This window comes from Gloeothece verrucosa PCC 7822, assembly GCF_000147335.1.
Taxonomy (GTDB): Bacteria; Cyanobacteriota; Cyanobacteriia; order Cyanobacteriales; family Microcystaceae; genus Gloeothece; species Gloeothece verrucosa.
The window spans coordinates 2,753,684-2,777,063 of sequence record NC_014501.1; the positions used below are offsets into that span (position 1 = coordinate 2,753,684).

The window sequence follows — 23,380 nt, forward strand, 5'->3', positions numbered from 1 at the left end:
GGCCGCTCTTTTGATCCTTGGTGGTTGCTAGATCAAAAGGCATAATTGAAAAGAGAAATTGCCGAAAAAAGAAAGACTTTCCATCTTCTATATTTTATAAGATAAATCGAATAAGAAGAGAAAAGTCTTTTCAAATCAGCCATTATTAAGAAATATTAAGCCAGGAGACGGAAACCGTTCTGAACTAGGTATTAGAGTATTGAATTCTAGCGTTCAGACTCAGCAGTTGCTCCCAAGTCACATCCGCATGATAATAACCCCAAGGATTGCGTAAGTGGAAGGTTTGATTGGTTGAATCGTAGGAGGTGATAGTATAAGCATGAGAGTTAACTACCCCATAATTGGCTCCAGAAACAAATCCAGCCGTGAGTATTTGATTGGAGTTAACGAGATTAATTAGTTGAGTCTTACTCATGCTGCTAACGGATTGAGAAGTGGTACTTAGTCCTGTAACTTGTTTGATGACAGCATCCATCCAGCCGCCTTCTATAGCACCATAGGAATTGGTGCTACTTGAACGGGTCCAACCTTCTTCAGCTAATTGAGCATAAGCTTTTTCTGCGAAGGCGACCCATAATTCATTAGCGGAATTAGTCGCACTACTGCCGGAATTAGCATAGACTAAATTTCCACTAGAATTAGTGGGTAAATAATTATCTACCGTCACAAAATCGGCTACTCCATTGTTGTAAAAGCGAACGGTGAAAGTATTATCGCCATTGTCGGTGAACATATTTTGGATGTAGGAAGGCTTTTCTTGGGCGATCGAAGATAAAGTGGCTAAATAATAACAATCTCCCAAAGCGCCTTGCTTAATATCATCGGCACTAACGCCATTTTGGAATAAAGAACCACTAGCAGCCTTGTAACTATAAGAAGAACTGGTTAAACTTGGGCGACTATTCCCTAAAAACCACTTCCCAATTAAATTTTCCATTTGAGTATCACTGCTGCCAGCAGATAAGTTACCAAATCCAGCATTAACGTTGGCGACATTTCCATTGGCAATTTTATTGGAAAGATTAAGCACATAATCTTGTAGGGTAAAGCGGCTGGAATTGTTGAGTATTGTTCTTAAGTCAGTTAATTCATTAGCATCTATCACGCTTCCATCTTTGGTATTGCGGAAGATATTGATCATATCATTACGGCTCAAATTCCCGTCAGCCGCTAAAGAACGAGTTAATTCAATCACTCCAGCATCTTTGAGATTTTGGCTATACCAATCACTAGAAGAATTAGATACTGTAATGGCTTGTACAAAGATGTTATTAGTTTCGTCATTTTCGGTAACAGAACTATAGCCATCAGCTTGAGTGATCAGATAGTAAGTTCCTATTGCTAAACCACTACTAACAGACAAAGAGTAAGCCTTATTAGAAGAACTTCCAGCCGCCAAAGAAGCTACAGAGTCATAGCCTAAAGCGGTATCGCTGCTATCTAAGGTTTGGTCTTTGGATAAATAGAAACGGGTATCACTGCCGGCGGCGGTCGCACTACCTTTGTTATTAATGGTATAGCTGACACTAAAGGAGCCACCAAGAGAAATTGTACTCGGTGTGGTCAGACTACTAATGGTTAAATCCGGTTTGGCTGTGGCAACGCTGACCTGAGACACCAAGAGGTTATTGTTTTCATCACTTTCGGCCACATAATTGTAATAACCATCAGCTTGAGTGATCAGATAGTAAGTGCCGGCGGCGAGATTATTAGCACTACTCAAATACAGAGAATAACCGATCTCAGAAGAAGAAGCCCCACTACTTAATGAATTGACGTAGTCATAACCTAAAGTAATATCAGCAGTATCTAAGGTTTGGTCTTTAGACAAATAGAAACGGGTATAGCTGCCGGCGGCGGTAGCATTACCTTTGTTGTTAATGGTATAGTTGACATTGAAATAACTATCAGGATTAATGGTAGTGGATGCGCTCACACTACTGATAGTTAAATCCGGTTTAGCAGGTGCGGCAACGCTGACCTGAGACACCAAGAGGTTATTGTTTTCATCACTTTCGGCCACATAATTGTAATAACCATCAGCTTGAGTGATCAGATAGTAAGTGCCGGCGGCGAGATTATTAGCACTACTCAAATACAGAGAATAACCGATCTCAGAAGAAGAAGCCCCACTACTTAATGAATTGACGTAGTCATAACCTAAAGTAATATCAGCAGTATCTAAGGTTTGGTCTTTAGACAAATAGAAACGGGTATAGCTGCCGGCGGCGGTAGCATTACCTTTGTTGTTAATGGTATAGTTGACATTGAAATAACTATCAGGATTAATGGTACTCGGTGCGCTCACACTACTGATAGTTAAATCCGGTTTAGGAGATCCACTAACGCTGACCTGAGACACCAAGAGGTTATTGTTTTCATCACTTTCGGCCACATAATTGTAATAACCATCAGCTTGAGTGATCAGATAGTAAGTGCCGGCGGCGAGATTATTAGCACTACTCAAATACAGAGAATAACCGATCTCAGAAGAAGAAGCCCCACTACTTAATGAATTGACGTAGTCATAACCTAAAGTAATATCAGCAGTATCTAAGGTTTGGTCTTTAGACAAATAGAAACGGGTATAGCTGCCGGCGGCGGTAGCATTACCTTTGTTGTTAATGGTATAGTTGACATTGAAATAACTATCAGGATTAATGGTAGTGGGTGCGCTCACACTACTGATAGTTAAATCCGGTTTAGCAGGTGCGGCAACGCTTACCTGAGACACCAAGAGGTTATTGTTTTCATCACTTTCGGCCACATAATTGTAATAACCATCAGCTTGAGTGATCAGATAGTAAGTGCCGGCAGCGAGATTATTAGCACTACTCAAATACAGAGAATAACCGATCTCAGAAGAAGAAGCCCCACTACTTAATGAATTGACGTAGTCATAACCTAAAGTAATATCAGCAGTATCTAAGGTTTGGTCTTTAGACAAATAGAAACGGGTATAGCTGCCGGCGGCGGTAGCATTACCTTTGTTGTTAATGGTATAGTTGACATTGAAATAACTATCAGGATTAATGGTAGTGGGTGCGCTCACACTACTGATAGTTAAATCCGGTTTAGCAAGTGCGGCAACGCTTACCTGAGACACCAAGAGGTTATTGTTTTCATCACTTTCGGCCACATAATTGTAATAACCATCAGCTTGAGTGATCAGATAGTAAGTGCCGGCGGCGAGATTATTGCCACTACTTAAATACAGAGAATAACCGATCTCAGAAGAAGAAGCCCCACTACTTAATGAATTGACGTAGTCATAACCTAAAGTAATATCAGCAGTATCTAAGGTTTGGTCTTTAGACAAATAGAAACGGGTATAGCTGCCGGCGGCGGTAGCATTACCTTTGTTGTTAATGGTATAGTTGACATTGAAATAACTATCAGGATTAATGGTAGTGGGTGCGCTCACACTACTGATAGTTAAATCCGGTTTAGCAGGTGCGGCAACGCTTACCTGAGACACCAAGAGGTTATTGTTTTCATCACTTTCGGCCACATAATTGTAATAACCATCAGCTTGAGTGATCAGATAGTAAGTGCCGGCGGCGAGATTATTGCCACTACTTAAATACAGAGAATAACCGATCTCAGAAGAAGAAGCCCCACTACTTAATGAATTGACGTAGTCATAACCTAAAGTAATATCAGCAGTATCTAAGGTTTGGTCTTTAGACAAATAGAAACGGGTATAGCTGCCGGCGGCGGTAGCATTACCTTTGTTGTTAATGGTATAGTTGACATTGAAATAACTATCAGGATTAATGGTAGTGGGTGCGCTCACACTACTGATAGTTAAATCCGGTTTAGCAGGTGCGGCAACGCTGACCTGAGACACCAAGAGGTTATTGTTTTCATCACTTTCGGCCACATAATTGTAATAACCATCAGCTTGAGTGATCAGATAGTAAGTGCCGGCGGCGAGATTATTAGCACTACTTAAATACAGAGAATAACCGATCTCAGAAGAAGAAGCCCCACTACTTAATGAATTGACGTAGCCATAACCTAAAGTAATATCAGCAGTATCTAAGGTTTGGTCTTTAGACAAATAGAAACGAGTATAGCTGCCGGCGGCGGTAGCATTACCTTTGTTGTTAATGGTATAGTTGACATTGAAATAACTATCAGGATTAATGGTAGTGGGTGCGCTCACACTACTGATAGTTAAATCCGGTTTAGCAGGTGCGGCAACGCTGACCTGAGACACCAAGAGGTTATTGTTTTCATCACTTTCGGCCACATAATTGTAATAACCATCAGCTTGAGTGATCAGATAGTAAGTGCCGGCGGCGAGATTATTAGCACTACTCAAATACAGAGAATAACCGATCTCAGAAGAAGAAGCCCCACTACTTAATGAATTGACGTAGTCATAACCTAAAGTAATATCAGCACTATCTAAGGTTTGGTCTTTAGACAAATAGAAACGGGTATAGCTGCCGGCGGCGGTAGCATTACCTTTGTTGTTAATGGTATAGTTGACATTGAAATAACTATCAGGATTAATAGTAGTGGGTGCGCTGACACTACTGATGACTAAATCGGCTGAAGGATACTCACTAGCTTGAGCGGCTAAAGCTTGTGATACGTTCTGTAGCTGTTGATTAATAGACTCAGCACTTAACTGGGAATTTGAAGCCAAACCTGATGTCGATGACGGAGTGCTTGAGATGATATCTCCTCCCCCAGAGGTTATAACATTGGAAGATGAGAGATTACTCTGTTGATCAAAAGGCTGAAGCTGATTGTCTTGTAGGATCATTGGTTCAATACTCCTATAAAGAAAAAACTAAAAATGCTTGTTATGATATTCAGCTAATAGAGTTTCAATATTCATCAAAAATCTGTTTTTAGGTTATAAAATTTGTGGGATAAATGTCATCGAAGAAATTCCTGGATTATTTAATGAAAATTAGATAAATTTAGGTGATTTCCTTGAAAAACTTGAGGCTAAAAAAAATTGTCAAAAAAACAATCAATTTAGTTTTATTTTTTCTTCTATTTTTCATAAATTATACTTAAATAAAAACTCTTAAATAAAAAAATTACTTAAATATATCTACCCGGTAATTCATATAATCTCTTTAGAAGTTGTCAAAAAGTTATTTCTTTGTAAAGACGTTGCCTGTAACATCTTTATACCAGATGTAATTAGTAATGCACGTTAGCTTAAGTTCTATTCGTCTGAACCAACTACTGCTTACGTTTTGCCTCTGTGCAATTCCCCTAGAATCAAACTAGCTTGCCTAAGTAGCCGGACATAAATAAAGTAATAAAACTATCGGATGGATTATCATAAACAATGGCAGAAGCTAAATCAATTGATCCCTAATGAACTTTGATCTCAACTATTATCCTTATCCTTCCCAACGTCGTCTGATTCTCGGTAAACGTTGCGCTGTCGCTACCAGTCAACATTTAGCCACCCTTGCTGGCATGGAAATGTTTAGCAAAGGAGGAAATGCTATCGATGCCGCCATAGCTAGTGCCATTGCCTTGACTGTCGTGGAACCTACATCTAATGCGCTCGGATCTGACGCTTTTGCTATGGTTTGGGATGGGAAATTACATGGACTGAATGCTTCAGGGAAAAGTCCTAAAAACCTGCCGCTAGATGCTTTTGCAGAACTAGATATGATGCCAACATTAGGATGGTTAAGCGTAACCGTTCCGGGTGCGGTGTCAGCATGGTCTAGTTTATCGAAAAGATGGGGAAAGCTACCCTTTGAAGAATTATTTATCCCGGCGATTCGTTATGCAGAAGAAGGGTTTCCCGTCTCCTCCATCACCGCACAAGCTTGGAAACGTAGCGAAAGTATTTATTTACCCTTGATCAGTCCAGAATTTGAATCCTTTAAACGAGTATTTTTTCCCCATAACCGCGCCCCCGAAACCGGAGAAATCTGGGCCAATCCGGATCAGGGAAAAACTTTAAGAGAAATAGCCGCCACTGAAGGAGAAAGTTTTTATCGAGGAAAACTGGCCGCTGAGATCACCTCTTTTGCCGAGGCAACGGGTGGTTATTTAAGTCGAGAAGATCTCGCATCCCATCAACCCATCTGGATAGATCCTATCTCTACTGAATATCGTCACTTGCAAGTTTGGGAACTACCCCCTAATGGTCAAGGAATTGCTGCCTTAATCGCTTTAGATATTTTAGAAGGGTTTGAGATGAAAAAATATACCCGAGATTCGGTTGAAAGTTTCCATCGGCAAATCGAAGCGATGAAGTTATCTTTTGCTGATGTCTATCGTCATGTGGCCGATCCAGAACACATGAAATTAACAGTCCATCAGCTTTTAGATAAAACCTATGCTAGAGAACGTCGACAATTAATTACTGAGCGTGCTATTCCCCTTGCTGCCTCGGGTTTACCTAAAGGAGGTACAGTATATTTATGTGCGGCTGATCAAGATTTAATGGTGTCGTTTATTCAATCGAATTATGAAGGGTTTGGCAGTGGGCTTGTTATTCCAGGGACAGGAATTGCTTTACACAACCGCGCCGCCGGCTTTACTCTAGAACCTGAACATCCTAACCGGATAACGGCTTTTAAACGTCCTTTTCACACCATTATTCCTGCCTTTTTGACCCAAGAGGGAGAACCTTTAGGCCCTTTTGGGGTAATGGGGGCACCGATGCAACCTCAAGGACACCTGCAAATGGTCGTTAATCTCACTGATTATCAAATGAATCCTCAAACAGCATTAGATGCCCCTAGATGGCGATTTTTAGAAGGGAATAACGTACTTTTAGAGAGGGGTGTACCCCCTGAAGTAGTAGCCGAATTGGCTCAACGGGGTCATCAGGTAGAAATTGCGCCAGAATTTATGTTTGGTAAAGGTCAAATGATTTTACGTCACCAAGGGATATTAGTAGCGGCTAGTGAACCTCGCGCTGATGGGTTGGCTTTAGCGATGTAACTGAAAAAAACTTGACAGAAGCGGCTTATTTATAGTATTTTTGTTCTATAAACAATCGTAAAGCTATGTCATTCGTCAAACTCAAGTTACAATCAGCAATAGCCACTCAACTGCCACAAGTTGTTGAACTCGATCAACTCACTTTGGGGGGACTGTGGACATTAGAAGGCTATCGGCGAGAACTAGAAAGCCCTAACAGTGAGTTATTAGTGCTATCTGTTGTAGATCCTAGCACAACAGACCCAGAACAAATTATTGGCTGTGGGTGTTTTTGGGCTATTTTAGAAGAAGCTCACATCACGCTATTAGCGATTCATCCTGAGTACCAAGGACGAGGACTAGGCAAATTATTACTTTACGCCTTACTAAAAAATGCGGTGAAACGTAAATTGGAACGAGCAACTTTAGAAGTGAGAGAAGCTAATCAGGTGGCTTTATCTGTTTATAAAAAGTTTGGCTTTAAAACGGCAGGACGACGCAAAGGTTATTATCAACAAACGGGAGAAGATGCTTTAGTGTTGTGGCGAGGTGATTTACATTATCCGAGTTTTAAACAAGAGTTAGAAAGTTGGCAACAGCAAATCGAAAATCAATTGTTAGAACAAGGTTTAAGTTTAACGGTAGTAGAAGAATCTTTAATTGGACAAATCAGCTAGAATTTATATGATAAATTTATTTATAGTTCTAACTTCCTAGAGTTAATAAATTTGCTGGTTTATCAACAACTAAGCGCCATCTTTCCAACCAAGGTAAACCTATTAAAATCTCAGAAATATCTTCTCCGACTAAGACGGGTATATTTAATGGTTCTCCCTCAAAGCTAATGCTACCTCTGTAAAGATTAAAATTCGCCGTACCTCGTGCGGTTTTCATCTCTCTTTCCCCTTCAAATGACCAATTTAAGCTTTCCGCATCTTGAATATTCATCGCTAACCAATCTGTAAAACCAGTATCTAGCAACGCATCAACAGTAATAATTGAACCATCAGCAGCGATCAAATCAATTTCAAAAAATAGTTCACCCTCACTACCAAAGTAACCATTAATCATATTCTGCCACAGGTTCCTGTTTCATTAAGCCGCATTGCCATAATTTTTGCATGAGGATGCTTTTGACGAATTTTCTGAAAGCATATCTCTTCCTCTGGATCAATCACATAATCTCCGCTATCTGGTTCTATGTAAATAAACCAGTCTTTATGCTGATCTACTAATTGGGGGTAGACTTGCTGAAAAATCAGTCGACAGCGATCAGCAAAATTTTTACTTTCAATATTACGTCTGTCTATTTCTTCTTGTGATAAAGAAGAATGTTCAGGATGAATTCTACTTCCATGAGGTATTTTTCGGCGGTTTGTGTTGAGCATATTTAAAGTTTTAAATTGAGTTTAATAGTTATTCCCAGGCTAAAGGTTGAGAGTTCTCATCGGGACTCCAGCTTAATATTCCTTCTTCTCCAGGGAAAGCGGCTTTTTCATTATCTAACCATTTAAAATGAATTTCAATTTTTCTATTCAATTTTTTAGCCATTTCTAGTGATCCTAACCAAGCCTTATTTGCTTCTACTCTTTGTATAGAAAATGGAAAATCTTCATCTCCCCACTTTTTATCATAGACAAATCCGTTATTTGTAAATATACCCGGCTTAATCTGAAAAGCAGTTAGTTTCTTAAGAGCCTCAAATGAATTGAATTCTTCTCTTGCAATCCGATTAATTATGGCTACAATTTGATGCCAATTTTCAATTTCATGTTCATCATAATAGTCTTCGGCTTTGTCCCAGTCTATAATAATCTTTTTAGGTTTTGTATATCTTAAATCAGGAGGATAATCAGGATTAATTTTTTTAATTATTGAATTTTCTTGAGTTAAATTAATTTCTTTATTCCGCCGATTATTTTTTTTAAATTCTTCATAATAATCTAATAATTTTTCTATAACTGTTGCGGGAGTATCAACTAATGGTTCTGCATGGCTTTGTAGACGAGTAAAAATTGATTCAGATATTCTGATCACTCTGCTTTCTTTGCTCATTTGCTTATTAATTGCTTATTTTACTTGTTACAATGTAACATAGTTACATCAAAGAAGTCAATAACATGAAAAGCTAACCAACTATTAAATCCCAGAGTTGGTTAGACTAAAGACTGTTTTTTATGAGAAACCTATAAGTTTTGATGTATGCTGTAACTCACCAACCGAAATATTGTAGCTTATTATACAGTTTTTACCTAGAGGCGATGAGAGTCACTTAATTAAAACTACAATTCAAGGGAATTTCAAGGGTGAGCAATGCCCACCCGACCCGACTACAATTTAGAGAGCATCTGAAACAATCTGTTGAGCTTCTGTAATAATTTGTTCTAGATGTTCCTTACTCTTTAAACTCTCAGCGTAAACCTTATAAACATTCTCTGTACCCGAAGGACGAGCCGCAAACCAACCATTTTCCGTGACCACTTTTAGCCCGCCAATGGGCGCATCATTGCCGGGTGCATTCGTGAGTTTAGCAATAATTGACTCACCGGCCATAGAAGAGGCTTTGACATCATTGGGGGATAATTTTCCTAAACGGGCTTTTTGTTCAGGGGTAGCCGGAGAATCGATCCGATTATAAAAAGATTGTCCTAAACGGGCGGTTAAATCTTGATAATGTAAGCCAGGATCTTTACCGGTGCGGGCAGTAATTTCTGCCGCTAATAAATCCATGATAATTCCATCTTTATCGGTGGTCCAAACGGTTCCATCTTTACGTAAAAAAGAAGCTCCGGCACTTTCTTCTCCGCCAAACCCTAACGAACCATTTAATAGTCCGTCTACAAACCATTTAAAGCCAACCGGCACTTCACACAATTGTCGTCCAATCTCCTTAGCAACGCGATCAATAATGCTACTACTGACCAACGTTTTACCGATAGCGCTGTTAGGGGACCAATCTTTTCGATGGGTGAATAAATACCAAATAGCCACCGCTAGGAAATGATTAGGGTTCATTAACCCCACACTAGGGGTAACAATTCCGTGACGGTCCGAGTCGGTATCATTACCAAAAGCGATATCATATTGGTCTTTAAGTTTGACTAAATTCGCCATCGCGAATGGTGAGGAACAATCCATGCGGATTTTACCATCCCAGTCGAGGGTCATAAACTTAAACGTGGGATCTACAGTCTTATTAACTACTGTAATATTTAAGCCGTAACGTTCGGCGATGGGTTCCCAATAGCCAATATTGGAACCTCCCAAGGGATCTGCACCAATACGGATACCCGAGGCGCGAATAATCTCAAGGTCTACAATATTTTCTAAGTCGTTGACGTAGGGGGTAATAAAGTCAAAGTAATGGGTTGTCGACGCTTCAAGAGCGGCTTTATAGTCAATGCGTTTGACTCCTTGAAGCTTGTTGGCTAATAGTTCATTAGCTCGCTGTTGAATCCATTTGGTAATTTCCGGTTCAGCCGGCCCCCCGGAAGGCGGGTTATATTTAAACCCTCCATCAGCCGGCGGGTTATGAGAAGGGGTGATAATAATTCCATCGGCTAATCCTTCTGTTTTTCCTCGATTGTAAGTGAGAATAGCATGAGATACCGCCGGGGTTGGGGTGTATTTGCCATAGCCTTCATCCCAAGCGATAAAGGTTTCTACTTCATTGGCGGCTAGGACTTCTAGAGCCGTTTTTTGGGCGGGTTCGGATAGGCCATGACTATCCATTCCCATATAAAGAGGTCCATTAATGCCGGCGGTTTTACGATATTCAGCCACAGCTTGAGTAACGGCTAAGATATGGTCTTCGTTAAATGTTCCGTTGCTTGATGATCCTCGGTGTCCGGATGTCCCAAAACTAACTTTTTGTAGAGAATTTTCGGGATCGGGATGAACACTATAGTATTGTTGGAGCAGTTGCTCAAGATTGATTAAAATCTCGGCGGGGGCGCTTTGTCCGGCAAGGGATTTCATTTTTTCTTCTACGGTTGCCATGAGATTTAGTTAATTATACTATTGTGTCCAGAATACCGTAGAATCTGCCTTAGAGACATTCAGCTTCAGTCAGTTATCATCAGTAGTCGGGAGTGAGTGGTCATAGGTCATTAGTTCTCTATTGTTTATTCCCTATTCCCTACTCCCTACTCCTTAATTATCTACGGCGTGAGCGTTGCCGTCTACGTGCTATGGCTTTGCGCTTATGCTTTTCTTGGGGAGTTTCAAAGAACTGATGTTTTTTGATATCTGCATAAATTCCGGCTTTGGCCACCTGGCGCTTGAACCGACGTAATGCTGACTCGATTGCTTCATTTTGACCGACGACGACTTGGGTCATTGTTGACTTTATTCACCTCCTATGATAATAAAATAAGTAATTTTTTTGACTAATCTTCAGCCATAAGTCTCTATATTTATCATATATTTGGATGGGGACAAACCGTGTCGGGGATTTCAAGGAAGAAATCGGTCTAAAGCCGCTTTGAGTTGTTCTATTTCAACATCTATATTGCCTTCTTCGGCAGCACGGGCAATACATTCGCTTAAATGCTCATCTAAAATTAAGCGGGCTACTCGATCGATGGCTCCCCGAACGGCGGCTATTTGCACTAAAACTTCAGGACAGGGGCGGCTTTCTTGTACCATCGTTTTTACGCCTCGGATATGTCCCTCTATACGGGAGAGTCGGTTGATAATATGACGCAAAGACTCTTCACTATGAACATGACTGTGAACATGAGGCGTGACACTGGATTCATGAGTATGGGAATGGTCTTCATGAAGGGATTGATGGACTGATGTTGGTTTTGGGGGTTGATTGGGATCGACTAGGCGATCGCGCTTCGGTTTAACTTCCATTAGCACCTGATAAATATGGGCAGTTTTTCTGCTGATTCTAGTTTGACATAGAAAAGTCGGGCAATGACAAGGATTGCCCAAATTGTTTGTTTTCTCAATTACACTGAATATTTTTGAGAATTAAATGATTAAGCTACGTTACACATTAGAGTATTGAATAATGGTGTTGAGATCTAAGAGTTCTTGCCAACTGAGAGCGGCATGATAGAATCCCCAAGGATTGCGTAAATGAAATCTGCCGGTCAGTGCGTCGTATCCAGTAATGGTATAAGCATGATCGTTAATCACCCCATATCCGCTACCATAGATAAATCCAGCCGTTAAAATCTGATTAGAGTTAACCAGATTGATCAGATCACTTTGAGTCATGGAATTAACGTCTGTAGAAGTGGTCGTCAAGCCGGTAATTTCTTGAATGGCGGCATCCATCCATCCCCCTTCTATAGCGGCATAGGAATTTTCGGCCATACCCGGACGAGACCAACCTTCTTCTTGTGCCAATTGTGCATAAGCTTTTTCAGCTAGAGATACCCATAATTCATTAGCTGGATTATTATAAAGATTGCCCAAACCCGCATAGACTACATAGCCATACTGATTAGTGGGTAAATAGCGATCTACTGTCACATAATCCGCGACTCCATTGTTAAAGAAGCGAACGGTGAAGGTATTATCACCATTGTCGATAAACATATCTTGAATATTAGAAGGCTTTTCTTGGGCAATGGAGGATAAAGAGGATAAATAATAACAATCTCCTACCAACCCTTGTCTAATATCATTGGCATTAATATTGTTTTGGAACAGAGAACCACTGGTATATTGGTAGCTCAAACCCTCACTGGTTACATCTGGGCGATCATTGCCTAAAAACCATTTACCAATCAAGTTTTCCATGACAAATCCACTGCTACCCGCGTATAAGTTCCCAAATCCAGCATTAATATTGGCTAGGTTCCCATTGACAATTTTATTGGCCAGATTAACGACATAACCTTCCATATTAAAGCGGCTGTGATTGTTGAGGATGGTTCTTAAATCCTTTAATTCAGTAGCGTCTATCACATTGCCATCTTCGCTATTACGCAAAATCGAAATCATGTCATTACGACTTAAGTTGCCATCACTGGCTAAAGAACGAGTCAAACTGAGCAGTTGAGAGTCTCCCAGAGTTTGATCGTACCACTGATTAGAATCTAATGATACTTGTAGATTATAATAGGTTTCTCCATTGTAGGGATAAACCCGAATATAATAAGTCCCTGCCTCTAATGGCGTAGAAATCCTTTCTGATAATTGACTTTCTGCCTGAGAAACCGCTATGACAGCACCGGCACTATTGAGCAATTGCACATCCCCATCGTTGCTCATTCCATTCAGGCTTAAGTTAAAGTTGCCTCGATCACTGACAAAAAAGCGATAATAATCATTAGGATCTGTATAACCCGCCCAGTCCGTATAAATTTGTGATACAGCATTAACAGTAATGTCTCTGGCTGTCTCCAAACTGTTACCAGCAAAGTCTAAGGGAGTATTAAATATAGGAGTTAATGTAGAATTATTAACCCAAGAACGACCAAGAGAGAGCCTGGCGGCTTGATGATTAACAAACTCTGTTTCCGAACCTGATCCCAAAGCAAGCTCATGCTTAGAGGATAACAACCCATCTGAAATAGACCCAACATAGGCACTATTCGTCTTTAATAATGAACTGTCGGCAAATTTTTCTTCCAGTGGCTTGACAGGATATAGTTCAGGACTTATCATATATATAACGCTAAAGTTGAAGTTATAATTAAGATTCTGCGTCCCTCGAGATTTGAGCGAAATAATAGAAGTAAAAAAACTTAAGCACATTAATATTGGTCGTAGCGATGCTTAGGATATTCGCTAAAACCTGATTCCTGAATGTCCTGTAAGGTATTCAGTGAAAAGTGTTTCCCTACAGATTACTTAAGAAATGATTAACTATATTGTTACAATTTAGGCTTATGTCATCAGATGGATATCAATAGAGTTTTTTATCAATTTGATTATTGATTAATAGTTGAACTTAACGATAAGGAAATCTCCTCGAAGATGATTACTAAGTCTAGTTTGAATCTCGGAGATGTTACATATATATACTATCATATAATAAGAATATTCACTGAGGCGGAGAGCAAAAAGTTTACAAAACTTAACATTAATGACGACCAAGCAAACCCAGTAAAGTTTCGCAAAGCCGAAACTTCTTTGGCAGATAGCCAAAGCCTTAGCGTCTCTTAAGTAGCTTGACATGAATATAATTGACAATTTCAGGTAAATTGCCATTTTCAAGGCGAATACTCACCGTATAACCTGGATGATCGACTCTTGATGATCTACTCAGAAATGTCCAGAGCTTGCCGCAAACATCGGTTGCAATTGGCTACTTAACAAATCTTCAGGGATGCTCGATGTTAATGTAGATGAACTACCCAGCAGAGCATGACTCAAAGCAAGATTTGCACTAGGTTTGCTGGCAGTAGTGGTCAGGTCATCATTTGTAATGGTAGCCTTGCCTTGACTGACACTGAGAGTCGCATTGGTAGGATTACTTAAATTAGCAAAAAAGTATTCATCCTCTTCAACTACGGTGTCAGTATAAATTGGCACACTGAAGGTTTGAATAGTTTGTCCTGCATTAAAGGTCACAGTTCCCTTTCTAGTGATATAATCTGAGCCGGCAACGGCTGTACCATCGGCTGTAGCATATTGAACGCTAATGCTTTGACTACTGGCATTAGAAAGACTTACCGTAAACTTAAGGGTCTTAGTGGCGTTAGCTGTGGTGCTAGAACCTTCTTCGAGGGTAACGTTATTGATAGAAATTACCGGTTCAGTATCACTAGGCGCGAGGGTAACAATTCCCTGACTATCACTGATAACAGCATTTTGAGCATTAGTTAAGTTAAGCGAAAAAGTCTCGGCACTCGGTTCATAAATCGTGTCGTTAATGGTGCTGATACTGATGTTTTTACTGGTTTCCCCAGGGTTAAAGGTAAGGGTTCCTGTAGCAGTATTATAATCTTTAAGAGCGATCGCGGTGCCATCGGCCGTAGCATAATTAACGGTTACAGTCTGATTGCTGACTGATGAGAGACTAACGGTTAAAACAGCATTATTCCCTTCATCAACCGTCACATCATTAATCAAAACATTGGGCAGTGGAGTATCATCATTATTAATGGTTCCTAATCCCTGAGCTTTTGAGAGAATCACATTACTATTACTAGGATTGCTTAAATTAACTTTAAAAGTTTCATCCGCTTCATAATTAAAATCTCCCATAACATCAACCGCAATGGTTTTGGAGGTTTCACCCGCAGCAAAGGTCAGTAACCCATTAGAGATAGCACTATAGTCGCTGCCTGCGGTTGCGGTGTCGTCTGCGGTACTATAGTTAAGGCTGATTGTCTGGCTGCTAGGACCCGATAAGCTAACGGTAAATACAGCTTGTTGGATGCCGCTATTGCCTTCTGTGAGAGTAACATCGCTAATAGATGCACTAACCGTGCCTTTGAACAGAAGACTGATAGGATTACCTTGATAATAGTTTTTTACGGTAATCTTTCCGTTAGTCCCCAAACCCAACACGAGATCATTACTGCTTTGAGTTTGAGTAACCGCCCCCAGATTGTAAGAAGATAAGTCTAAAATATCTGCTGAAGTGGTATTCCAGTAAACATCGTTACCCGTCTTACGAGTGGAACTGTAACCGGCAAAGGTATTAGCCGCACTATTAGCAAAGACCTCATCGTTACTGCTGGAATTGATCAGGTTTTCGATCAAAACATTGTAGGCAATTTCTGTGCCAAAAGTTGTGGTTTTGTAGGTTGTTCCATTTACCGTATAGGAGGTTCCATTATAGGCACTTTGAGTCGTTAAAATGCCACCGGGATTTAAATCAAAGCGATACCCTGTACTATTAGCCGCTAAACTGAAAAAGTCTAAAGTATCTTTGCCGCCACTATCCCAGATTAATTGTTTAGTTGAATATGAAGTATTTAAAGATAGTTGACCCCCCACAGAAAACTGATCAACTTTGGTAGTAAATTTATAAATAGTATCAGTAGTGTTGTAGGCTTTAGCACCATACATATACTGTAGAGCTTTAATATCAAACCCCATGTATGTGCCTGCCGAGTTGCCTGTGAAATTGTAGGTCATCACCGTATTGGTGGTGTTATCTTCTTGTGGCGGTAAATTTGGGCTATCATCAAAAGGATGTTTTAAGCCTAAAGCATGTCCGATTTCATGCACCAATGCCATATACCCATGTTTACCGGCCAGATTTTGGAAACCGTTAGTATCTCCTAGGCGGTCATAATTTGGGTTGAGATGAACATCACCCGCCTCACTGTCCATCACGTCTGATGAAGGATAATAAGCATAGGCATAAGTGGGGTCATTAGATAGCATGAAACGCATACGGCCATAGTTATTTTGGCTTTCTGCGACTTCTACAAAATCAATATCAATGACATTTTCTAGCCAGTTTAATATAGAGCGAACATTAGTTTTTATCCCTTCACTGACTTCTTTAACTCCTGTTTCAGTACCATAATAAGAGCCACCAAATACACTATCGTTGTAAAAGCTGTAAGTTAATTGTCGGCTTCCCCAAGAAAAACCCCACTGATAACTTGAGCGAATGCCTTCAATTTGAGGATCTCCTGAGCCGCTTACGACTGTTGCTGCTGTTACGACGCTACTCGAGCCTATTGTTCCCTGAGTGGTAGCATTTGCGATTAAATTTCCTCTACTTAAACTATTTTTGTCATTGGGATTTTCAAGCCGATTTAAATTATCAGTTGATAAGAATGGCTGATTTACATTTATTATATCAACTTTTTTTAATGTTTCTCTGTCTAATTCTAATTTATTTTTAAGTTTTAAACAGGAGGAACAAGAGCAGGATAAATGACCAAGAGAAGGATTGTCGCTAAGTGCATTTAGATTTAACAAGTTGGGCAAGTTATTATACATAAATCTGTAAAACCCGATGAATTTATCAGTAAAAACACAGAAAATATAGCAAAAAAAAGGATGAGTGTCAAATTTTTTTCTATTCTATCTAAATTTTAAGGATTTGAATTCGAGAAAAAAATTCGAGTATTTACTATATTTTAATGAGTATTGCCTGTTTTTATCAGTATAAATCCAGAACAAAAAAGTCATCAGTAAATTTTACAAAAACCCTTTATGTAATAGCACTAATTTTTTAAAAATTAAAGCGGCTTTTCCATAATATTATTAAATTTTTTATCAGTAAAATTACGCTAAAGTTCTGCCAAAAAACTGCAAAAATACTCAAGCCCAAAGAACAGAGAAAAACTCCTAAAAAATCAGCGATAAAAAGATAAAAATAGAATAAAAAATAGTATCAAGAAATACTCTGGTATGAATAGCTACAGATATAAACAACATAAATGATAATAATAGAACACTACTAAACAGTAGGCAGTGGTGTAACTGCATTAAGATGGTTGCCATGAAACCCAGAATAATTGTTTGCGGTCTAGGTCTGACGGGCTACAAGATCTTCTGCTTGCTCAAACAGCAGGGAGCAGCAGTGACGGGAATTAGTGATCGCGCCGTCGGCGGTGAATATGCTGATTCAATCGTTATTGGTGAATTACGTTCTGCCAATACTCTAATCAGTGCAGGAATAAAACAAGCTCATACTCTTGTATTAGCCAGCAGCGATGATGCTGTCAATTTAGCGGTTTTGACCGGGGCGCGGCTGCTTAATCCCCGTATTCGCATCATTAATCGCTTATTTAATCAGACTTTGGGAGAACGCTTGGATCAAACCTTACCCGATCATGTCAGTATGAGTGTTTCTGGCCTTGCCGCGCCTATCTTTTCTTTTGCCGCCTTGGGGAATAAAGCCATCGGACAATTACAACTGTATAATCAAACCTGGCCCATTCAAGAAATCGTGATCGATGAAGATCATCCTTGGCTAGGGCTAAAATTGAGTGAACTCTGGGATAATCCCGCAAGAATGCTAATTTATTATTTGCCGGCTCATGGAGAAATGGATTTAGTCTCGGCGGTGATTAAAGGACAACCGCTTGAAATTGGAGATCATCTCATCGTTGGAACTCAACCCACTATCCAAGTCAAACGACATTCTTTATTAGCAAAAATCCAAAAAGCCATCGCTAATTTGCAGCAATATCAACATTATGTGCGTCCAGTGGCCTTAGTCTGTCTTTCCTTAATGCTGATGATCGCCCTAGCCACCTTTACTTATCTGAGTGTGAATTTTAAGATTACAGTAATCGATGCGCTTTATTTTTCCGTTGGTATGATTAGCGGGACAGGGGGAAATGAACAAGTAGTAGAATCAGCCCCAGATAGTATTAAACTTTTTACCACCATTATGATGATTGTCGGTGCAGGTGTCATCGGCATTTGTTACGCTTTGCTTAACGATTTTATTTTAGGTAGCCGCTTAAAACAGTTTTGGGATGCGGCTAGAGTTCCCACTCGTCATCACCATGTGATCTGCGGACTTGGGGGTATAGGAATGCAAATTGTGCGGCAACTTCACCATCAAGGTCTTGAAGTAGTGGTGATTGAATCGGATTTACAAAACCGCTTTATCTATACTGTGCGTTCCTTGGGTGTACCAGTCATTCAAGAAGATGCCAGACTCCCCGCCACTCTAAAAGCCGCCAATATTGACAAAGCTGCCTCTATTTTAGTGGTTACCAGTGATGATATGGTAAATGTGGAGATTGCCTTAACCGCCAAAGGAATTTCGCCTCAATTATTGGTAGTCTTGCGGACATCTGATGCTCAATTAGGTCAATCTTGTCAACAAGTGTTTGAATTTGACACGGTTTTGTGTCCATCCCAATTGGCGACCCATTCTTTTGCGGCAGCCGCTTTAGGAGGGAAAATTTTAGGCAATGGCATGACAGATAATTTACTCTGGGTAGCTTTAGCAACGATGATTACCCCTAATCATTCTTTTTGTGGAAAAAGCGTTAAAAATGTGGCCATGGACACGGATTTTGTGCCTCTATATTTAGAAAGACAGCAAGACACCATTCACAGTTGGAATTTACTAGAGACTTATCTATTACCTGGAGATGTGTTATATCTGACTATGCCGGCGACGAAGTTAGATCAGTTATGGCGCATCAGTTCTACTGAAATGATAGCGGCAGGGTAAATGTTTTTATGTCTCAGGAATGAGCTTTAATAAGTCTTGCTGTTGATAAAATGATCATAAAAAACTGCTAAAACAATGGCAAAATTAAAACAAAGACGTTCTCAAAATATCGACGGAGATTTTTATGTCGATAGCACCTGTATTGACTGTGATACTTGTCGCTGGATGAGTCAAACAGTATTTAGCCGCATCGATGAACAGTCAGCCGTCTATCATCAACCCGAAAATGAATTAGAACGTCAACAAGCGCTACAAGCTTTATTATCCTGTCCCACCGCTTCTATAGGTACAGTAGAAAAACCAAAAGATATTTTAGCCATACAGCAGACTTTTCCTATTCCGATAGAAGACAATATCTATCACTGCGGCTACCATTCAGAATCTTCTTATGGTGCAGCCAGTTATTTAATCCAACATCCTGACGGCAATATATTAGTGGATTCTCCGCGTTTTACTCCTCCATTAGTCAAACAATTAGAAGCGATGGGAGGAGTCCGTTGGCTGTATTTAACCCATCGAGACGATGTAGCCGATCATCGCAAGTATCATCAACATTTTAACTGTGAGCGGATTCTACATCAAGATGAAATTAATACTGATACTGAAGATGTAGAAATAAAACTCACAGGAGTTGAACCCATTGCTTTTCTTTCGGATTGTTTAATTATTCCGGTTCCTGGGCATACTAAAGGACATACCATATTACTTTATAATAACAAATTTTTGTTTACAGGAGATCATTTAGCTTGGTCAGAATCTCGCCATCAGTTAGCAGGTTTTCGGGATGTCTGTTGGTATTCTTGGCCAGAATTAATTAAATCGACGAAAAAATTAAAAGCTTACCGCTTTGAGTGGGTATTACCGGGACATGGCAGACGATATCATGCTAATGCTGAAAAAATGCAACAAGCGTTAGATAATGGTATAGATTGGATGGAAAAGCCATAAATCCTCCCCATAAAATCAATCTAATTTCGGCTGTTGATTAAAGGTTATTATAAGAATGTTGTCAATAACAGCCTGAAGTCTTTGAAATGTGATACAACAAAAAATATACAGGAGTTGTTGAAAGTTCAGGGAAGGCTTGGCTGTGATCTTAAGTATGTACACTGACTCCAAAAGTGTAAGCTAAAATTTTGGGCGGCAAGACAATTAGCAGCGAGGTCAAGAAATGTCTCCAGATTTTTATGAAAAATTAGTCGATAATCTTCACGATGGTGTTTATTATGTAGATTTAAAAAAAAATATCACCTATTGGAATCAAGCGGCTGAAAGAATAACAGGTTACACTCGAGAACAAGTTTTAGGTTCTAAATGTTCTGATAATATTTTAAGACATATTGATGAGCAAGGAAGAGAACTCTGTATTATCGGTTGTCCTCTGGTACAAACTTTAAGAGATGGAAAAATTCGAGAATTAGATGTATATTTACATCATCAAGAAGGATATCGAGTTCCTGTATCTGTGAGAATTGCCCCTATTACTGACGAGCAAGGAGTGATTGTCGGCGCGGTAGAATTATTTTTAGAAAATTCCTCGAAATTGGCACTTTTAAAAGAGCTTGAGTCTATCAAAGGCGAACTTTTTTTTGATCCCTTAACTCATCTAGGCAACCGAAAGTTAATTCGCATAGAATTAGAACATAAATTTGAACATCTATACTCTTATTCTATCCCGTTTGGAATTCTTTTTATTGACCTTGATGACTTCAAACAAATTAATGATAACTATGGGCATAATATCGGCGATAAAATTTTAATAATGGCGGCTAAAACCCTATCTAATATATTACGTAATATGGATATTGTAGCTCGATGGGGAGGAGATGAATTTCTGGTTATCATTCCCAATATAGATTCAAAACATTTAAAAATAATTGCCAATAGAATAAGCTCTTTTATTAAAGAAAGTTGGCTGATTATTAATGACAAAAAGGTAGGAATTACTGCCTCGATTGGCGGCACAATGGCTAAGAAAGAAGACACAATAGAATCATTAATAGAACGGGCAGACAGGGAAATGTATAAAAGTAAAATGCTAGGGCGAAATCGAGTCTCATTGAGTGAAGACCAGATATAATACTAATATACTATTTAGCGACGTTGAATTGTCAGGGTAGGTAAACCCTATTGTCTCAAACTCATGGCGCGATCAATTTGTTGGAATAAGTGATTTAAATCCGAAGAATTATCTAAAACTACATCAGCTAATGCGACTTTTTTTTCAATGGGTAACTGATTGTTAATTCTGGCAGTCGCTTGTTCATCAGTTAAATGATCTCGCTCCATTAATCGTTTAATCTGTATGTCAATACAGCAATAAACCACCCATATTTCCGTCACTAAATGAGTCAGATTAGCTTCAAATAATAAGGGAATAGCCAGAACTAAACAATCACTTGTGCTTTGTTCAATCTGAGATTCAAAACAAGAAATAACATAAGGATGAATCTGATTTTCTAACCAAACTTTCTCATCAATATTATTAAAAATAATTTCTCCTAAAAGCTTACGATTAAGAGACCCATCGGCTAACAAAATTTGATTTCCATAGCGAGCCAAAATTGTCTCTAAAATCGGCGAACCGGGTTGAACGGCCTGTCGAGCATAAATATCAGCATCTAATATAGGAAGTCCATAAGCATCAGCCAAATAGCGGGAAACCGTAGATTTGCCTGTGGCGATACCACCAGTTAAACCAATTAAACGTCGTCGGGTCTTTGACATCTCGTTAACCTTAAATAACTTTTTCTTATTTTAGTAGATAGATGTCATGACTAGCTTAACTCAATCGTCTGAAAATAGATGTAACAATACATCCTTTTTAATAATTTTTAGATCAGTTATTAATACCTATTAACAAAAATATTTGCTTTTTAGTCTATAATCTTCGATAAGCTAGAAGTAAAGATCTAACCCCAGGTGTCAATCATGAAAGCAACAATTTGTCCTAAGTGTAACAGCACTTTGGAATCACTTATATTTGATAATATAGAAATTGATCGCTGTCGTCAGTGCGCGGGACTCTGGTTTGACTCCCTTGAAGCTGAAAAACTGAAAGCCATTCAGGGATCTGAAACATTAGATTTAGGTGATCCAGCCGTTAATAGCCGCTTTGATCGAGTTTTGCAAGAAATTAAATGTCCCAAATGTAGAGGCAAAATGTTGCGAATGTTGGACATTGATCTATATACAATTTGGTATGAAAAATGTACTAAATGTCACGGAGTGTGGTTAGATGCTGGAGAATTTAAACGTTATAAACAGAATTTCCGACCTCGCGGAGCCATTAACCGCACGCTTTCAGCTTTTCGTCATAAATCGCCTTAACCGCTCTGGCACAAAGATAGTTATCATAAGGGGTAGGATGTGCATCAGCAACGCATCCTACTTCGTATAATTTCTCGCATAATTTAAGGAGGGGTGTAATTGTGTTAGACGAACAAGCCAAAAAAACCATGTTACGAAAAATCCCACACGGACTCTATATCTGTGGGGTTAAAGATGGAGAAGAATTAAACGGGTTTACCGTCAGTTGGGTGATGCAAGCTTCCTTTGAACCCCCATTAATCGTGAATTGTGTACGACGGGATTCAATTTCTCATGAAATGTTGAAAAAAAGTGAAGTATTTGCCATTAGTTTTTTAGAAGCCGGGCAAAAAGACTTAGCCGCCAACTTTTTTAAACCTAAAAGACGTGTGGGTAACAAATTTGAGGAAGTAGAATTTTATGAAGGACAAGAAACCGGCTGTCCGATCATTAAAGACTCATTAGGTTATATCGAGTGTAAAGTCGTAGGGACAGTAGAACAAGGAGACCATACAGTTTATGTCGCCCAAGTGATCGGTTCTGGTGTTCATCGTCAGGGAGATCCTCTGTTACTAGAAAGCACAGGTTGGCAATATGGAGGATAATAAACTAAAAACTAGAAAATGATAGAATCAAGCAATAAACGTTTATGCCTTTAATTAAAATACAATCTTCTGTAGCCGCACCCGATGAAACAGTGGTTAAAGAGTTACTCAAAACCCTCTCATCAAAGTTAGCAAAACATTTCGGAAAACCCGAGTCTTATGTAATGACGGCTTTTGAACCAGGGGTTAAAATGACCTTTGGTGGCACTTTTGAGCCGGTTTGTTATGTTGAAATTAAAAACATCGGTAAAATGAAACCTGAACAGACAAAAGCCATGAGTCAAGATTTTTCTCAGGAAATTGAAAGCACTCTCGGTGTTCCTGCAAATCGCACCTATATTGAGTTTGCCGATGCAGTAGGCGCTTTATGGGGTTGGAATGGCTCTACTTTTGGTTAAACTTTAGGGTAATGCGGAGAACCACCTCCGCGCCCCATCAAACGGGGAAAGGAAAAATTATTAGATGAATGTTAAAAAAA

General features: G+C 39.4%; 18 protein-coding genes. 8 read left to right on the forward strand and 10 right to left on the reverse strand.

Annotated features, from left to right (window positions below):
* Window positions 1–184: 184 nt before the first annotated feature.
* Complete coding sequence (locus CYAN7822_RS34545) at window positions 185–4,777, reverse strand: CARDB domain-containing protein (protein ID WP_013322562.1); 4,593 nt, start codon at window positions 4,775–4,777, stop codon at window positions 185–187.
* A gap of 569 nt (window positions 4,778–5,346) precedes the next feature.
* On the opposite strand from CYAN7822_RS34545, the gene CYAN7822_RS12115 reads away from it, so the two are divergent.
* The gene (locus CYAN7822_RS12115) at window positions 5,347–6,939 is read left to right on the forward strand and encodes a gamma-glutamyltransferase family protein (protein WP_013322563.1); all 1,593 of its coding nucleotides are present in this window, start codon (window positions 5,347–5,349) and stop codon (window positions 6,937–6,939) included.
* 65 nt (window positions 6,940–7,004) lie between these two features.
* Entirely contained in the window at window positions 7,005–7,595 is a 591-nt protein-coding gene (gene rimI / locus CYAN7822_RS12120; protein WP_013322564.1) for a ribosomal protein S18-alanine N-acetyltransferase, read from the forward strand.
* A 28-nt stretch (window positions 7,596–7,623) separates the two neighbouring features.
* On the opposite strand, the gene CYAN7822_RS12125 is transcribed toward rimI, so the two are convergent.
* The 8 genes from CYAN7822_RS12125 to CYAN7822_RS34550 form a co-directional block, all read right to left on the reverse strand.
* Window positions 7,624–7,989: a hypothetical protein gene (locus tag CYAN7822_RS12125; RefSeq protein ID WP_013322565.1), complete on the reverse strand. Its 366-nt coding sequence runs from the start codon at window positions 7,987–7,989 to the stop codon at window positions 7,624–7,626.
* Window positions 7,986–8,306 (reverse strand): hypothetical protein, encoded by a 321-nt coding sequence (locus tag CYAN7822_RS12130; protein WP_013322566.1) that lies wholly within the window; start codon window positions 8,304–8,306, stop codon window positions 7,986–7,988. The genes CYAN7822_RS12125 and CYAN7822_RS12130 overlap by 4 nt, the downstream gene beginning before the upstream one ends.
* 28 nt (window positions 8,307–8,334) lie before the next feature.
* Window positions 8,335–8,973: a T4SS efffector SepA family protein gene (locus CYAN7822_RS12135; protein WP_013322567.1), complete on the reverse strand. Its 639-nt coding sequence runs from the start codon at window positions 8,971–8,973 to the stop codon at window positions 8,335–8,337.
* Between the two features lie 282 nt (window positions 8,974–9,255).
* Window positions 9,256–10,917 (reverse strand): phosphoglucomutase (alpha-D-glucose-1,6-bisphosphate-dependent), encoded by a 1,662-nt coding sequence (gene pgm, locus CYAN7822_RS12140; RefSeq protein WP_013322568.1) that lies wholly within the window; start codon window positions 10,915–10,917, stop codon window positions 9,256–9,258.
* A 157-nt stretch (window positions 10,918–11,074) separates the two neighbouring features.
* On the reverse strand, window positions 11,075–11,257 hold the full coding sequence (rpsU, locus tag CYAN7822_RS12145; protein ID WP_013322569.1) for a 30S ribosomal protein S21: 183 nt from the start codon (window positions 11,255–11,257) through the stop codon (window positions 11,075–11,077).
* Between the two features lie 116 nt (window positions 11,258–11,373).
* Window positions 11,374–11,778 carry a metal-sensing transcriptional repressor gene (locus CYAN7822_RS12150; protein WP_013322570.1) on the reverse strand — a complete coding sequence of 135 codons (405 nt, stop codon included), beginning with the start codon at window positions 11,776–11,778 and terminating at the stop codon, window positions 11,374–11,376.
* 138 nt (window positions 11,779–11,916) lie between these two features.
* Window positions 11,917–13,545: a C2 family cysteine protease gene (locus CYAN7822_RS12155; protein ID WP_013322571.1), complete on the reverse strand. Its 1,629-nt coding sequence runs from the start codon at window positions 13,543–13,545 to the stop codon at window positions 11,917–11,919.
* A gap of 600 nt (window positions 13,546–14,145) precedes the next feature.
* Complete coding sequence (locus CYAN7822_RS34550) at window positions 14,146–16,788, reverse strand: M10 family metallopeptidase (RefSeq protein ID WP_013322572.1); 2,643 nt, start codon at window positions 16,786–16,788, stop codon at window positions 14,146–14,148.
* 505 nt (window positions 16,789–17,293) lie between these two features.
* On the opposite strand from CYAN7822_RS34550, the gene CYAN7822_RS12170 reads away from it, so the two are divergent.
* The 3 genes from CYAN7822_RS12170 (at window position 17,294) to CYAN7822_RS12180 (ending at window position 21,068) form a co-directional block, all read left to right on the forward strand.
* Window positions 17,294–18,988 (forward strand): potassium channel family protein, encoded by a 1,695-nt coding sequence (locus tag CYAN7822_RS12170; RefSeq protein WP_041933682.1) that lies wholly within the window; start codon window positions 17,294–17,296, stop codon window positions 18,986–18,988.
* 75 nt (window positions 18,989–19,063) lie between these two features.
* Window positions 19,064–19,936: an MBL fold metallo-hydrolase gene (locus CYAN7822_RS12175; protein WP_013322574.1), complete on the forward strand. Its 873-nt coding sequence runs from the start codon at window positions 19,064–19,066 to the stop codon at window positions 19,934–19,936.
* Between the two features lie 223 nt (window positions 19,937–20,159).
* A complete protein-coding gene (locus CYAN7822_RS12180) occupies window positions 20,160–21,068 on the forward strand; it encodes a sensor domain-containing diguanylate cyclase (protein WP_013322575.1) in 909 nt (302 codons plus the stop codon).
* 47 nt (window positions 21,069–21,115) lie between these two features.
* On the opposite strand, the gene coaE is transcribed toward CYAN7822_RS12180, so the two are convergent.
* A complete protein-coding gene (coaE, locus tag CYAN7822_RS12185; RefSeq protein WP_013322576.1) occupies window positions 21,116–21,715 on the reverse strand; it encodes a dephospho-CoA kinase in 600 nt (199 codons plus the stop codon).
* 204 nt (window positions 21,716–21,919) lie between these two features.
* Here coaE and CYAN7822_RS12190 point away from each other — a divergent pair, with 204 nt between their 5' ends.
* The 3 genes from CYAN7822_RS12190 to CYAN7822_RS12200 all read left to right on the forward strand — a co-directional run bounded on the left by CYAN7822_RS12190 (window position 21,920) and on the right by CYAN7822_RS12200 (window position 23,300).
* Window positions 21,920–22,318 (forward strand): zf-TFIIB domain-containing protein, encoded by a 399-nt coding sequence (locus CYAN7822_RS12190; protein ID WP_013322577.1) that lies wholly within the window; start codon window positions 21,920–21,922, stop codon window positions 22,316–22,318.
* 101 nt (window positions 22,319–22,419) lie between these two features.
* A complete protein-coding gene (locus tag CYAN7822_RS12195) occupies window positions 22,420–22,902 on the forward strand; it encodes a flavin reductase family protein (protein WP_013322578.1) in 483 nt (160 codons plus the stop codon).
* A 44-nt stretch (window positions 22,903–22,946) separates the two neighbouring features.
* The gene (locus CYAN7822_RS12200; protein ID WP_013322579.1) at window positions 22,947–23,300 is read left to right on the forward strand and encodes a phenylpyruvate tautomerase MIF-related protein; all 354 of its coding nucleotides are present in this window, start codon (window positions 22,947–22,949) and stop codon (window positions 23,298–23,300) included.
* Window positions 23,301–23,380 lie beyond the last annotated feature (80 nt).

Excerpts from the sequence above, each read along its gene's own strand:
- CYAN7822_RS34545 (WP_013322562.1), bottom strand. The coding sequence starts at position 4,777 with ATGATCCTACAAGACAATCAGCTTCAGCCTTTTGATCAACAGAGTAAT.
- CYAN7822_RS12115 (WP_013322563.1), top strand. The coding sequence starts at position 5,347 with ATGAACTTTGATCTCAACTATTATCCTTATCCTTCCCAACGTCGTCTG.
- rimI (WP_013322564.1), top strand. The coding sequence starts at position 7,005 with ATGTCATTCGTCAAACTCAAGTTACAATCAGCAATAGCCACTCAACTG.
- CYAN7822_RS12125 (WP_013322565.1), bottom strand. The coding sequence starts at position 7,989 with ATGATTAATGGTTACTTTGGTAGTGAGGGTGAACTATTTTTTGAAATT.
- CYAN7822_RS12130 (WP_013322566.1), bottom strand. The coding sequence starts at position 8,306 with ATGCTCAACACAAACCGCCGAAAAATACCTCATGGAAGTAGAATTCAT.
- CYAN7822_RS12135 (WP_013322567.1), bottom strand. The coding sequence starts at position 8,973 with ATGAGCAAAGAAAGCAGAGTGATCAGAATATCTGAATCAATTTTTACT.
- pgm (WP_013322568.1), bottom strand. The coding sequence starts at position 10,917 with ATGGCAACCGTAGAAGAAAAAATGAAATCCCTTGCCGGACAAAGCGCC.
- rpsU (WP_013322569.1), bottom strand. The coding sequence starts at position 11,257 with ATGACCCAAGTCGTCGTCGGTCAAAATGAAGCAATCGAGTCAGCATTA.
- CYAN7822_RS12150 (WP_013322570.1), bottom strand. The coding sequence starts at position 11,778 with ATGGAAGTTAAACCGAAGCGCGATCGCCTAGTCGATCCCAATCAACCC.
- CYAN7822_RS12155 (WP_013322571.1), bottom strand. The coding sequence starts at position 13,545 with ATGATAAGTCCTGAACTATATCCTGTCAAGCCACTGGAAGAAAAATTT.
- CYAN7822_RS34550 (WP_013322572.1), bottom strand. The coding sequence starts at position 16,788 with ATGTATAATAACTTGCCCAACTTGTTAAATCTAAATGCACTTAGCGAC.
- CYAN7822_RS12170 (WP_041933682.1), top strand. The coding sequence starts at position 17,294 with ATGAAACCCAGAATAATTGTTTGCGGTCTAGGTCTGACGGGCTACAAG.
- CYAN7822_RS12175 (WP_013322574.1), top strand. The coding sequence starts at position 19,064 with ATGGCAAAATTAAAACAAAGACGTTCTCAAAATATCGACGGAGATTTT.
- CYAN7822_RS12180 (WP_013322575.1), top strand. The coding sequence starts at position 20,160 with ATGTCTCCAGATTTTTATGAAAAATTAGTCGATAATCTTCACGATGGT.
- coaE (WP_013322576.1), bottom strand. The coding sequence starts at position 21,715 with ATGTCAAAGACCCGACGACGTTTAATTGGTTTAACTGGTGGTATCGCC.
- CYAN7822_RS12190 (WP_013322577.1), top strand. The coding sequence starts at position 21,920 with ATGAAAGCAACAATTTGTCCTAAGTGTAACAGCACTTTGGAATCACTT.
- CYAN7822_RS12200 (WP_013322579.1), top strand. The coding sequence starts at position 22,947 with ATGCCTTTAATTAAAATACAATCTTCTGTAGCCGCACCCGATGAAACA.